Genomic DNA, 13808 nt, shown 5'->3' on the forward strand with positions numbered 1-13808 from the left:
TTGCGCAACTGCAGAATGTCCAAGTCAATGCGCTCAACAATGTAGGGGTGATCGGTGCCGGCTTCGGTCCGCTCAACTTGAACGTGAGCCCTTCGCAATGGGCCAATGCAGGCATTACCCTTTAAAATCAGAACAAAGCCGATCGTCAGCACGGCCGGCGAATCAACCGACACTTTGGAGATGAACATGTCATCACTCACCATCAAGGATCTACGCACCGACCGTCAGCTCGATCGTGCAGCGATGTCCGCTATCAAGGGCGGTGGCGCTCCATGGGTGTATGGATGGATCAGGCCGTTCAGCAACAGCGCCATCGGAACGGGCCAGGCGATCAACTTCTTCCAGATCAACAATTACGCCGATCAGATGATCAATCAGTTCCAGTCGATCGAGGTCAACAACACCGGCGCCAATGCAGCCATCAATGTCGATGCGGATAACCGGAGCACCAACATCAAGTAGCGGCGGATTGAGCGCAATGCAGCACACGGAAGGCAGAGTGGCCCACGGCACTGCAGCGCCGCCGGGCCATGTTGCCGGATTAGAAATGTGAATTAGCGAGGTTGCCATGATCGACACGACGGGATTCCAATGGTTGTCGGCCTCTTGCACTCATGTCGGCCGGGTGCGGCAGATCAACGAAGATGCGTGCCTCGATCAGGCGGAACGCGGCCTGTGGGCAGTGGCTGACGGCATGGGCGGCCACACGCTCGGCGACCTTGCCAGCCGCCTCGTCATCGAAAGCCTCAACCAGCTCCCGCCCGCGCCCAGCCTCGCCAAGCTGATGACCGATGCACGCGACCGGCTGCAGACCGTCAACCGGCAACTGCTGACGGAAGCGGAAAGCCGCGGCGCACATATCATCGGCAGCACGGTCGTCGTCCTGCTTGCGCATGGCCGCCGCTGCGGATACCTGTGGGCAGGTGACAGCAGGATCTATCTCTACCGGGGCGGAACCCTGCGGCGCCTCACGCGCGACCATAGCCAGATAGAGGAATTGATGTCCAGGCATCAACTCAGCGACGAGGATGCGATGACGCATGTGGCCCGCAACCTGATCACGCGCGCGGTCGGTGTGGCGGAATGCCTCGAACTGGACGAAGAGACGATGGACGTGCTCGATGGCGACATGTTCATGCTGTGCAGCGACGGCTTGAGCAATGAAGTGCCGGAGCAGGATATCCGCAAGGCGCTCGTCTCGCGCGACTGCCGCGATGCTGCCGAAGCGATGACCGACATGGCGCTCCAGGGCGGCGGGCGCGACAACATATCGGTGGTGGTGGTGCGCGCGGAAGACATGTTCAGCACGGAACGGACTGTCCTGAATCCGGCGCTGTAGCACAGCGGCACAGGCTCATGCCGCATATTCGTCGACAGTTTGTTGTGCCGGACGCTTGAGAGCGCCGGGCAGGCAAAGTCGCCGATTTTCCCGACTCCTTGATCTTCACCAGGACACATCTCAGGAATGGAGACTTGTCGTCCTCCCGCATGGTGGATATCCGGTATGTCCTCCTCTTCCTGCAATGCAAGTGCCGCCTTCAAAGCCACTAACGAAGAAGCGTTCTCGTGTGAATGCAACCAGCCACGAAACGGCAGGGAGAGGCAGTTACGCCATCGACACACGCAGGCAAGCAAATACGTGACGCCTCAATACATGTCGTACACACGCCAACGCTTCGCATCGCCAGCCGCCGGAAGTGTCGAGCCGCATCCAACAGTTCTCCCGGGTTTGTCCTCGCCGGCATCGCGACATGCTTTCCTGTACGCCATGGGTCTTGCCGCATCCAGGGCAAATGCCAGCAGCCGCACAGGTTCATTTCGCATCAAAGGGCGACTCGATGCGCGCACCATGATCTCGGCCAAAAAACCATGCGGCATTCGGTGGCACGATGCCGGTCTGCTTCTTCTACGCCCCTGCACGGCGCGTGCATGCCACCGTCCCGCATCGATGTCCATGCAAGCGATGCGCGAGTCTGCCGGGCACAGACACTCCCGCATGCAAGCCGCGGCTGCCTGCGTATGAATGAGCGGCTCGTCCCCGGCGGCACGCGGTTCGGGGCCAGTCCGGCTGCGCTGGCAAGCTTCTTGTATGGATAGCCTGCCGTGGCATTTTGCGTTCGCAATCGACCGCCACGGCGACGTTGGCAACCAGACCCGAAGAAACCGCGTTCGCCCGGGACGGCGATCATGAAACGGTAGGTGTTCGATATGAATCATGACAACCACATGAGCAGGACGCGCAGTCAGGCCGTCGCGCAACAAACCGTCACCCGCAGCGAGGAGCATCCCGGTGTGGCGCTTCCCGTCGGGACGCACCTCGGCGAATTCGAGATCCTCGGATTGATCGGCGAAGGCGGATTCGGCATCGTCTACCTGGCCTACGATCATTCGCTCAACCGCCGCGTCGCCCTGAAGGAATACATGCCGTCCGGCCTGGTGGAACGCAACGCAAAAATGGCCGTGACGGTAAAGTCGCAACGCAACAGCCATGCTTTTTCGGTCGGCCTGAAAAGCTTCGTCAACGAGGCCAGGATGCTGGCGCAGTTCGACTCGCCTGCCCTCGTGAAGGTACACCGCTTCTGGGAAGAGAACGGCACGGCCTATATGGTGATGCCCTACTACGACGGCGTCACGCTGCGGCAGGCGGTGAAGGAACACCGGATCAAGCCGAACGAAAGCTGGATCAGGCTGCTGCTGTCCGACCTGTGCGATGCGATCGAGACCATTCACCGCGCGCAATGCTTTCACCGCGACATCGCGCCGGACAACATCCTGCTGCTCAAGGACGGACGGCCGCTGCTGCTCGACTTCGGTGCCGCGCGCATGGTGATCGGCGATCTGACCCAATGCCTTACGGTGATCCTCAAGCCGGGCTACGCACCGATCGAGCAGTACGCGGAAAACGGCGGCCTGCGCCAGGGACCCTGGACCGACATCTATGCGCTGGCCGGCGTGGTGTACTACCTGATCACCGGCATGGCGCCGCCGCCCTCGGTCGCGCGCATCGTTCACGATGAGCTGGTCCCGGCGCGCATCGCGGGCAAGGACAGGTACAGCGGCAACTTCCTGGCGGTCATCGACAAGGCGCTTGCCGTGAAGCCCGAACATCGCTTCCAGTCGATCGCCGAACTGCGTCATTCGCTGGACCTGATGGAGACCGTTCCGCGCTCCATGCCTCCGACGCGCTCGCAACGGCCCCAGGAAGACGACGCAACCCGCCGCGTCGATGCGACCGTCCCGACCGGGAACACCATGCACGCACCGCCGGCAGGCACCCGCCTGCGCTCCGGCGTGTACGGAGCCTATGGAAAGACCGCGTCCGCCTCGCCTTTCCAATGGATGGCGACAAGAATGCATGCCGCCGGTACATGGCCGAAATGGATCGCGGCCGGCGGCGTGCTCGTTGCGGGGCTGGCTTCGGGCTTGTATTTCGGAAGCCGCGAGACGGTCGTGGCACCGCTTGCGGTGTCGGATATATCGACGATGCAAGGCTCGTCGGGCGGCAGCGGCGTGACGGAAGAGGAAACGCCGAAGCCGGCGGCGTCCGTGCCATCGGCGGCGAGGAAGGCCTCGGTGCAGGGTCAGGTCCGGCCAGCCGCATCCATGCCGCCTGCGGCACCGGACAGGCCGGCAGCCGTGCCGCGCGGCGACGAACCGCAGCACGCCGAGCCAGCCGCCTCCAGGACCGTACCGGCCCCATCGCGCTCGTCCTCGGAAGAGAAGCTCTGGCGACGAACCGTCCTGGCGGATAACGCCATCGACTACGACAACTACCTGCGGGAATACCCGCAAGGCCAGTATGCCGCCATCGCGCGGCGCAAGCTTGAATCAATGCAGGCTGCGGCGACGCCGGCTCCGGTCACGGAGCAACGTGCCAGGGCAGCCGACACGAAAGCCGCCGAGACCAAGGCCGTCGAAAGCAAGGCCGCCGATAGCAAAGCTGCGGAAAGCAAAGCCGCCGCGGGCAGGCCCGCTGAAAGCCGGAACGAGGAAAATGCGGCTTCGGAGAATGCCGCTGCGGCGAGCACCGGCGCGGCGCAATCGCCATGGGCCGCCGAATCGAAGATGTGGGATATGGCGACCGCGATCAACCAGGAGCCTGCCTACGAATCCTACTTGCGCAAGTATCCGCAGGGACGCTTCGCCGCACTTGCCCGCGACAAACTGGCCGGCCTCAAACCCTCCACGCCGGCTGCCGAGCCGGCCCCTGCCGAATCCCCGGCGCCCGCGCCGTCGGCGAAGGCACGCGAGCCTGCACAGCCGGCAGCCGGCAACAGCGAACCCCGGATGCCGGAACGGCAGGCCAACCTGAAACCCCTTTCCCCGTCCGCACCGGCGGCACGCACCGACATCCGCACGGAGGCACGCACCGACGCGGATTCCGAGTCGAAGCCGGCCGCCGAGTCGCCTGCCGCAGGTCGCAGGACCATGAAGGCGGGCGACCAGACATTGATCGGCGATTTCGTTTCCGATCCGGTCACGGGCGTCCTGTCCGGGACCGGCAGGATCATCTGGACCGACGGCAACCGGTTCGAAGGCACGCTGGTCAAGGGCGTGAAGGAAGGAAAAGGAAAATTCACCTGGCACAACGGCCAGCGGTACACCGGCGACTGGTCGAAAGACGCGCCCAACGGCAAGGGCACGATCGAATACGCCAACGGAATACGCTACCAGGGCGATGTCAGGGACGGCATGCCGCATGGCCAGGGAACCCTGTGGTTCCGCGACGGCGATGTCTACAAAGGATCCTGGGTGCAGGGCCGCTCTCACGGACAAGGCCGCTACACCTGGGCCAACGGCAGCTATTGGGAAGGCGAGTTCAGGGACGACAAGCGCACCGAAAACGGCAAGATGGTCTTTGCCGACAAGGCGGACAGTTCCGCGCAGATGAGGAACTGATCCGCATGTGATCCGTATTGCGGGCGACTACTTCAAGGCACCGAAGACCTTGCCGATGATCTTGCTGCCGGTGCCGACCGGGTCACTTCGTATCGCCCTTTCTTCTTCGGCAATGATGGTGAACAGGCCGTCGAGCGCCCGTTGCGTCACATAATCTTCCACGGTCGTTTGCTGCGATCCGATGCCGAGTTTCGATACCTGGGCCATCGTGCCGTTGTACTTGGCGGAAAGGTCCGAGCGGTCGGTCACCTTTTTCACGATGGGCAGGAACTTGACGGCAAGCTGTGCCGATGTCTTGTCGCGGAAAAAATCCGTCACCGATGTATCGCCGCCGGTGAGGATCTGCTTGGCATCGGAGACCGACATCGACCGGACGGCATTGAGCAATAGCGGCTTGGCCATGGGCACCGCCGACTCCGCCGCATGATTCATCGATACCACCAGGTCATCGAGCTGTTGTCCCTGCCCGGTCATTTTCAGGACCGGGCGGGCTTTCTCGAGGATGGGCGGGAGCTTGATCTTGACTTTGTCGTTGTTGAGGAAGCCGTTTGGCACGCCCAGTTTCTCGACGGCTGCGACCGAGCCTTTTTCCAGTGCGGCTTTTAGTCCGTTCGATGCGTCGGCGTTGGAGAGGTCGGCCAGCGAGGCGGCCATGGCGCTGGAGACCAGGAACGGGGCGGCGAGGAGGAGAGACTTTGTGTTGAGGAATTTGAGCATGGGGGACTCCGTGGTGCGGGGTGGGGATTGAGCGGATATGAGTTGGCAGTGTATGCCAGTCGGGGCGAATGTGCGATCACTGCCACATGAATACCTGTCGCACACTTCTGCCAAACCTTTGTCATTCCCGTGAAGACGGGAATCCAGAGCGACGGAGTGTCTCCGGCGATACTCACCGCTGTCATTCCCGCGCAGGCGGGAATCCAGAGCGACGAAGTGTCTCCGGTAATTTAACTCCTACTTTTCTTCGAAGAGCCTAGCCGGGACTGGCCCCGGCGGGCCACCTTCTTTTTTGCTTCGCCAAAAAAGAAGGCAAAAAAGGCGACCGCAAAGTCGCTGCCCCTTCGGGGTTCCCGAGGAAGTGACGCACCAAGCGGGAAGCGAAATAAACTCGCCTTCGGCTCAGACAAATTTCGCTTCTTTATCCGCTCGGCACATCACTTCCTCGGCAGCACCACAGCGGATTTCAATAACCACAGCCTCTTTATGTTCACTTAGTCGGATTTGGCAGGCGGCCCGCAGTTTATTACGCCCCCGACTCACGCCCATTCGGCTCCGGCTGCCGCACCCGAAAATCCTTCGAATGAATCCCGTGTTTCTTCAGCAGCATCTGCAGGTGCGACCGGTTCATGTCGCAGCGCCTGGCCAGTTCGGCTACCGTGCCCCGCGTTTCCCGCAAGCCGCGTTCGAGGAAGGCGCGTTCCGCCTCGTCGCTTGCGGCACGCTTGGCGTCGGTGAGCGAGGATGGGTGCGCGGAGAGCGTCGTTGATGCCGGCGAGGGTTGCATAACGCCGGCGCCGATGCCGGCGCTGCTTGACGGCGGTGCCGGCCGGATGTCTTCGGGGAGATGGGTGATGTCGGCGATTTCCCCGCCGAGGCAGGCGATGCGGTAGACGAGGTTGCGCAGCTCGCGGATGTTGCCGGGATAGGCGTAGTTCATCATGAAATCGCGCAGGCGCGGGGTCATTTTCACCGGGCGCCGCTTTAGCGTTTCCGCCGATTCGTCAGCATAGTAGGCGAGCAGCAACGGAATCTCGTCCTTGCGTTCGCGCAGCGCGGGCAGGGTGAGATGGATCACGCTGAGCCTGTAGAACAAATCTTCACGGAACGTGCCCTGCTCGATCAGGCGGCGCAGGTTCTTGTTGGTGGCGGCGACGATGCGTGCATCGACCGGGATCGGTTCATCGGATCCGACACGCTGTATTTCATGCGACTGCAGGACACGCAGCAGCTTGACCTGCCCGGCCAGCGGCAACTCGCCGATTTCATCGAGAAAGATCGTGCCCTTGTGCGCGCTTTCGAATTTTCCGCGGCGATCGTTGACCGCTCCGGTGAACGATCCCTTCTTGTGACCGAACAGTTCGGATTCCAGCAGGTTGTCGGGAATGGCGCCGCAGTTGACGGAGATATACGGCTTGTCGGCGCGCGATCCGTTGGCATGGATCACTTTTGCCATCAGTTCCTTGCCGGTGCCGCTTTCACCATCGATGAGGACAGGGAGGTCGGTGGGCGCCGCCTTTTCGGCAACCTCGAGCGCGTCGAGCAGCTTCGGGTTGTCGCCGAAGATGCCTTCGAACACGAAGCTGCGTGCCAGCAACGCCTTGCGCCGTTCGCCTTGCGATTGCGGCACCGGCGGCATCATTGGCAGTTCCGCACTCGCTGCGCGGACGAACCGCTCCTTGTGCGATATCTGCATCACTTCATCGCGCAGCGCCGTGACCTGCCGCAGGAGCTTGTCGATGTCCGTCCGCTCGAGACGCGACGCCCATCGAAGCGATGAACGAAGAATCTCGATTTTTTCAATCAGGCCCGCGTGCGAGATCGCCGAGCCGCCATCATCATCCTGGTCGAGTATTTTCATGCCGCGCTGAGTTGTTTTTGAACGAGCTGGTAATACATTCCCCGCCGGGCGACGAGTTCGTCGTGGCGGCCCTGTTCGACGACCGATCCCTCGTACAGCACCAGGATCTTGTCTGCCTGCATGATGGTGCTGAGGCGGTGCGCGATGATGACCGCGGTACGCCCTTTCAGAATTTCATGCATGTTGCCGATGATATTGCTTTCCGATTGCGTATCCAGCGCCGATGTCGCTTCATCGAACACCAGCAGGTGCGGGTCGTGATAGAGCGCCCGGGCGATGCACAGGCGCTGGATCTGCCCGCCCGACAAGCCGACGCCGCGCTCGCCGACGATCTGCTCATATCCCATCGGCATCTTCGCAATGAACGCATGGGCATCCGCCATCTTCGCGACTTCCTCGATGCGGCGGCGATCGGGGCTTTCATCTCCGCTGGCAATGTTTTCCGCGAGCGTGCCGGAGAACAGCAGGTTGCTTTGCATGACATAACCCACCTGCGCCCGGTAATACTCCTTATCGATGATGCTCAGGTCATAGCCGTCCACCATGATCTTTCCCTCGGTGGGCGGATAGAAGGCGACCAGCAGCTTGGCAAGCGTGGTTTTTCCGGAACCGCTGCGCCCGACGATAGCCACCAGTTCACCCGGCTTGATCTCCAGGTTGATGTTTTCCAGCACATAGGGATCGTCATTGCCGCCATAGCGGAAGTACACGTTTTCGAGCTTGATATCTCCCCGCAGGTCCGGCAGCAGCACACGCGACGACAGATCGCTTGCCTTCTGTTCCGGCTCGATGTCCAGGACGTCGCCGAGACGCTCCATGGCCACGCCGGCATCGTTCAACCGGCTCCACAAGCCGACCAGCCCCATCAGCGGCGCGAGCACGCTGCCCATCAATGCATTGAAGGCGATCAGCTGGCCGATGGTCAGTTCCCGCGCCAGGACGAGGTTGGCGCCGACCCACAGGATGGCGATGGTGGTGGCGGCATGCAGCAACTGGCTGCCGAGAGACACCAGGATGTTGAATGATTGCGCCCGGTACTGGACTTCGAGCGACTTCGCATACTTCTTCTCCCACTTGAGCCGGATCGGCCGCTCGATGCCCATGCCCTTGATCGTCTCCACGCCGCCCAGCGTTTCCATCAGGTAGGCCTTCGCATCGGTGGCCGTCGCGAATCCCTCCCGCGCATAACTCTTGATCTTCGGCGTCACCAGAACCGTCAGCAGCATGATCGGTATCACGAAGGCGATCAGCACCAGCGTCATCTTCACGTTGTAGAGGAACAGGATGGTGAAGTAGATGAAGACCATCAGCAGGTTGAGCACCGTCGTCACTGTCGATTCCGTCAGGAACGAACGTATCGTCATGTTCTCCTCGAAGCGCGCCAGGATGTCTCCCGCCTTGCGTTTTGCGAAGAAGGAGAACGGCAGCGACATGGTGTGCTTGAAAAACTGCGACATCATCGCGAAGTCCATGTTGCGCACCATGAAGTTCGCGAGATAGGCGCGGATCGTCGTCATGATCTGCGTAAATACCGTCGATACGATGAGGCCGGTGATCAGCAGGTGCAGCAGGCCGAAGTTCTGGTGCACGATGACGCCGTCCAGCACATTCTGGATGATTACCGGCGGCACGATGCCCAATACCTGGATCACGAAGGTGGCGATGAACAGATTGGCGAGGATCTTCTTGTACGGACGCAGGTAACCGATGAACCGGATCCATGGCGAGCGTTCCACTTCGAGCTGGACCAGGTTGTCGCCCGGCGTAAATACCAGGCAGGTGCCGTGCCATCCGCGCTCGAATTCCTCCACGCTCATCTTGCGGAAGCCCAGCGCCGGGTCCGCCATCCATACCTGCTGCTTCGATACGCCGTACACGACGACGTAGTGATAGCCTTCCCAATGGACGATGAACGGCAGGTCGAAGCCCAGCAGCGCTTCATAGGTGCACTGCACCCCGCGCGTCGTGAAACCGAGCGTGTCGCCGGCACGGGCCAAGCTTTCCAGCGTCGCACCCTGCGTCGTGACGTTCGCCAGTTCCCGCAGCTTTCCAAGCGTCATCTGGATGCCGTAGTGCCGGCACAGCATGGCAAGGCAGGCCGCGCCGCAATCCATTTCCTCCGCCTGCTCCACCAGCGGAAAGCGGCGGATGACACGCTCGCCCATTTGCGGCTTCGATTGCAGGTCGAGCAGCACCGGCCGCTTGCGCCGCTCCGCCAGCTTTTTCTGCCGCTGCACTTCCCTTTCGACAACGCGGGTGCGCTCTTCCAGTACCTCACGCAGCTTCGGATTGCGCTCCAGCAGGAAGTGCACGGTCTTCTCGGGAATGACGAGCAGCGTCGTGTCGGTATTGGCGATGACGGTCGCCACCTGCTCCTGCCGCATCAGGCAGGCTTTTTCGCCGAAGATCTCACCCTGGCGCAGGGTCGCCAGCGGATAGTCGGTGCCTTCCTCGTTGCGCACCACCCGGACCTCGCCGTGACGCACCACGTACAGGCGCCGGTCCTCGCGCGAATCCTGTTTCAGGATTTCCTTGCCGGCGGCCGCGCGCTTGACGCCGACGCTGAGGATCATTTCCTCGAGCTCTTTCTTGCTCACCTTGTTGCGCAGGTCGAACATGCGCGCCACGAAACCGCCGGCCGAATTGATCGCCACGTAACTGCTGATGAACGCCGCCGCGGAAGGATTGCCGGCAAGGACCGGTTCGATCGACGGGCGCGGAATGAACACCACTTCCACCTTGCCGGACGCGCGTACCGACGATTCATGATGGTAATCGCGCAGCATGGCGATCTCGGCAAACACTTCGTTTGCCTTGCGCACGCCCATGCTGATCTCCCTGCCGTTTTCCTCGGTGAACATCCGCACCGATCCGGACTTGATCAGGTACAGTCCGCCGGCCGGGTCGCCGGCGTTGCATATGGTGTCGCCGAACGCATAGAACCTGGACTCCGCATGTTCCGCCAGCCGCTCCAGTTCATCGGGCGTGAAAGACGAAACAATCTCCACCGATGCAAGGAATTTCGCCAGGGAGTGCGATTTTGATGGTGTATCCATAATGCCTTTCCGGGGCTGCATGGAATTGCAGGACTGCTGCCGGCGCACTTGATTGACAGCTTGCATCGGTTACCGGCATTTCGCCGGCGGTGCCGCTTGGCAAACGCAACGAGCACACAACGATCGCCGGCGCGTGTGCGCCGGAAACTCCTTCAGCAGACTTCGATGATGTGTTCCTGCGCCCGGGCCATCAGCCATTGCTCGCGGAGAAGGCTCTTTATCTGGATGACGGTTTCTTCATCGAGGGTGGCGGGATGCTTGGCATTCACCCTGAAAATCTCGAAGGACGAGCGGTCCGCCGATGGGAACGGACCAAGCAGGTCGCCCACCGATGCATTGAATACCTTTGCCTCGATATCGCTGCGCAACGACCCCCGCAGCACCTTGCCGATCAGGCCGCCCTTTGCCTGCGTATCGGCAAGGGAATGCTCGGTGGCCATTTCCTCGAAGCTGTCCGGATCGTCATTCAGGATGGAAATCATCTCCTTCGCCTTGCCCTCGGAATCCAGCACGATATGACTGATCTCGATGCTGTCGAACTTCGGTGAATGCAACTGGAAATATTCATCGATGGCGGCGTCGCTGCACACCTGCTGCATCATCTTTTCCTGGCACAGGGTATCGGTGATGAAGGCCTCGAAGTCATCGAGGCTGACACCGAGGGCATCGAGGTAGCGATTGGTATCCGCCGCGCGATGCAGGCCTTTTATCCGGCGGAACTGATCGGCGCGTTCCTGGATGTCGTCGGGCGAGATGCGCACGCCCTGCTTCCTCGCCGCATGAACGGTGATCCTGTCGCGGACCACTTGATCGATCAATCCTTCGAACTGGCCGGAAAGTTTCAGGTTCTTGATGAAGTCGTTGTCTTCGATGGTTTCATCGTCGATACGTACAATTGCCGCCATTTGATCTGCTCCTTGGGTGATGGAGAATCCATATCCGGCGGGGACCGCGCCGGCATCGATCTCCGCTTTCTGGCGGGAAATCGCTGACCGGGTCATGGTCCCGACGGATGCGGATACAAGACACGATATGGATATGTCTGATCGCTGCGAACGTGGCTGGTGAACTATAAGCCCAGCAGGGCCTGGATAAGCGCAACCGCGTTGAACCAAATTCGAGCTTGATCAAACTTGATGTTGATAGTCCGGTGTAGGCAAACCAGCAAAGCGCTCGCTGCGGTGTCGGCCCTTGCGAAGCCCGATGCACCGCGCAATGCGTTGCCAGCGTTGAGCAGGAACCGCATCAGTAGTTTCCGCTTTCATCCTGATAGGGCACGCAGATGCCGTTGTTGCATTCAGACTCGCCAACGCGTTCGTCGTAGCTTTTGTAGTTGCAGGCAAAGAGCAGGGGAAAGAAGCCGCCGATGATCGCGGACATGGATCGCGTGTCGAGCTCGGCATTGTTCGGAAGATCGTGCACTATCAGCGTGGGTTTCATGATGATGCTCCTGTGGGTTCGATGGATGCAGGCGGCAGGTTGTGCCTGGTCGAACAACAGCACAGGGCATGCCAGCATGGGACTCACGCCGGACGCATTTGCCTAAGTAATTGAAAGGACTGGGGAAATGGGGAAAGCAGGCGGGCTGGATGCATTCACCCGCTTTCATGCAGCAGCGAAATTGTTCGGATGGATCAAACACTTTCCGCGGCATTTGTCGGCGCACGCACGACACCATGGACAAAGCGGCATCGCTGTTCCGCAGCCGGATGATCGCATCGACCACATCGACTTATGTGCTGCAAGCGTGTCATCGAAGCATGCGGCAGCGGCCTGCGGCATTCACAGCGATCGCGCGATCACTTCCTTCATGATTTCATTCGTGCCGCCATAGATGCGCTGGATGCGGGCATCGACATACATGCGTCCGATCAGGTATTCGTTCATATAGCCATAGCCGCCGAACAGTTGCAGGCATTCATCGACGACCTTGTTCTGCAGATCGCTGGTCCAGTACTTGACCATCGAGGCCGACGCGGTATCCAGCTTTCCGGCGACCAGGTCCTCGATGCACCGGTCGACGAACACCCGGGCCACCTTCACCTGGGTTGCGATTTCCGCAAGCTTGAACCGGGTGTTCTGGAATTGCCCGATCGGCTGGCCGAACGCTTCCCTGTCGCGGGTGTATTGCAGCGTTGCTTCGTAAGCGCCTTCCATTGCGGCGACGGCGGACACGCCGATGATTGTGCGCTCGTAAGGAAGGTCGCCCATGAGCTGCTGGAAGCCCCTGCCCTCCACGCCGCCCAGCAGATCATCGGCGCCCACATGCACATTGTCGAAGAACAGCTCGGCGGTATCCTGTGCCTTCAGGCCGATCTTGTCGAGCAGGCGGCCGATCCGGTATCCCTGCTTGTCCTTCGTTTCCACGATGAGGATGGAGATGCCCTTCGCCTTCTGCGCCGGGTCGGTCTTCGCGACAACCAGCACCAGACCTGCCAGGAATCCGTTCGTGATGAAGGTCTTCGACCCGTTGATCGCATAGCCGTCGCCGCGCCGCTCGGCCCGCGTGCGGATACCTTGCAGATCGGAGCCGGCGCCCGGTTCCGTCATCGCGATGGCGCCGATCAGCTCGCCGCGCGCCATGCGCGGCAGGTAGCGCTGCTTCTGTTCCTCGGTGCCGTGATTGAGGAGATAGTGAGCGACGATGCTGTGCACCGACGCATTCATGCCGGTGAGGCTGCGGCGCGCCATCTCCTCGCAGAATATCGCCTCATGGCGGAAGTCGCCGCCGCCTCCGCCATACTGTTCCGGTATGTCCGCACAGAGGAGGCCGAGCTCTCCCGCCTTGCGCCAGATTTCCTTTCCGACATGCCCGCGCTTGCGCGCTGCTTCATCGTCGGGAACCATCTCGTTCTCGATGAAGCGAATGACCGTGTCCCGCACCATTTCCAGTTCGTCATTCATCCATGATCGGCTGAAGTCGATTGCCATGCTGTCTGTCTCCGTGTAATAAATTTTCACCGGCGCCACGAAGGGATAGCCGTCAAATTTCCTCGTACGCCCGCTGATACAATACGTCGATCTTGCAACCCAGGCAATCCTCAGCGGTGTCCGAAACCGGCAATATGAAAACATACCTGTCATTGATTGCATTGATGTTTCCGTATGCAGCAAGCGCCGCCACCCTGACCGTCGCCGTCGCCGCCAATGTGCAGTACGCATTCGACGATATCAGCGCCGCCTTCAGGAAGGAAACCGGCCACGATCTCCGGCCCGTCTACAACTCCTCCGGCAAGTTCGTCGCCCAGATCATGAACGGCGCGCCGTTCATGATC

12 protein-coding genes are annotated in these 13808 nt (G+C 60.9%); 4 read left to right on the plus strand and 8 right to left on the minus strand.

The window, feature by feature from the left end:
* Positions 1–188: hypothetical protein (locus V7080_RS15580; RefSeq protein WP_334189321.1), on the minus strand; the 188-nt coding region annotated here is incomplete at its 3' end.
* Here V7080_RS15580 and V7080_RS15585 point away from each other — a divergent pair.
* The 3 genes from V7080_RS15585 (at position 187) to V7080_RS15595 (ending at position 4899) form a co-directional block, all read left to right on the plus strand.
* Positions 187–462 (plus strand): hypothetical protein, encoded by a 276-nt coding sequence (locus V7080_RS15585; protein ID WP_334189310.1) that lies wholly within the window; start codon positions 187–189, stop codon positions 460–462. The genes V7080_RS15580 and V7080_RS15585 overlap by 2 nt on opposite strands.
* 106 nt (positions 463–568) lie before the next feature.
* Positions 569–1339 carry a PP2C family protein-serine/threonine phosphatase gene (locus V7080_RS15590; protein WP_334189311.1) on the plus strand — a complete coding sequence of 257 codons (771 nt, stop codon included), beginning with the start codon at positions 569–571 and terminating at the stop codon, positions 1337–1339.
* 869 nt (positions 1340–2208) lie between these two features.
* Positions 2209–4899 (plus strand): protein kinase domain-containing protein, encoded by a 2691-nt coding sequence (locus tag V7080_RS15595; RefSeq protein WP_334189312.1) that lies wholly within the window; start codon positions 2209–2211, stop codon positions 4897–4899.
* 27 nt (positions 4900–4926) lie between these two features.
* Here V7080_RS15595 and V7080_RS15600 read toward each other — a convergent pair whose 3' ends face one another.
* The 7 genes from V7080_RS15600 to V7080_RS15630 all read right to left on the minus strand — a co-directional run bounded on the left by V7080_RS15600 (position 4927) and on the right by V7080_RS15630 (position 13464).
* Complete coding sequence (locus V7080_RS15600; RefSeq protein ID WP_334189313.1) at positions 4927–5616, minus strand: DUF4197 domain-containing protein; 690 nt, start codon at positions 5614–5616, stop codon at positions 4927–4929.
* Positions 5617–6142: 526 nt separating this feature from the next.
* Positions 6143–7477 carry a sigma-54 interaction domain-containing protein gene (locus V7080_RS15605; RefSeq protein ID WP_334189314.1) on the minus strand — a complete coding sequence of 445 codons (1335 nt, stop codon included), beginning with the start codon at positions 7475–7477 and terminating at the stop codon, positions 6143–6145.
* On the minus strand, positions 7474–10533 hold the full coding sequence (locus tag V7080_RS15610; protein WP_334189315.1) for a peptidase domain-containing ABC transporter: 3060 nt from the start codon (positions 10531–10533) through the stop codon (positions 7474–7476). Before V7080_RS15610 ends, V7080_RS15605 begins: the two co-directional genes overlap by 4 nt.
* Before the next feature lie 152 nt (positions 10534–10685).
* Positions 10686–11438 (minus strand): peptidylprolyl isomerase, encoded by a 753-nt coding sequence (locus V7080_RS15615; protein ID WP_334189316.1) that lies wholly within the window; start codon positions 11436–11438, stop codon positions 10686–10688.
* Between the two features lie 164 nt (positions 11439–11602).
* Positions 11603–11779 (minus strand): hypothetical protein, encoded by a 177-nt coding sequence (locus V7080_RS15620; protein WP_334189317.1) that lies wholly within the window; start codon positions 11777–11779, stop codon positions 11603–11605.
* On the minus strand, positions 11779–11973 hold the full coding sequence (locus tag V7080_RS15625) for a hypothetical protein (RefSeq protein ID WP_334189318.1): 195 nt from the start codon (positions 11971–11973) through the stop codon (positions 11779–11781). Before V7080_RS15625 ends, V7080_RS15620 begins: the two co-directional genes overlap by 1 nt.
* Before the next feature lie 342 nt (positions 11974–12315).
* On the minus strand, positions 12316–13464 hold the full coding sequence (locus tag V7080_RS15630; RefSeq protein ID WP_334189319.1) for an acyl-CoA dehydrogenase family protein: 1149 nt from the start codon (positions 13462–13464) through the stop codon (positions 12316–12318).
* A gap of 134 nt (positions 13465–13598) precedes the next feature.
* Between V7080_RS15630 and V7080_RS15635 the strand changes: the two genes are divergently transcribed.
* The coding region (locus tag V7080_RS15635; RefSeq protein ID WP_334189320.1) for a substrate-binding domain-containing protein at positions 13599–13808 on the plus strand (210 nt) is incomplete at its 3' end.

Origin of the sequence: Noviherbaspirillum sp., assembly GCF_036846085.1 — a bacterium.
GTDB lineage: Bacteria > Pseudomonadota > Gammaproteobacteria > Burkholderiales > Burkholderiaceae_D > Noviherbaspirillum.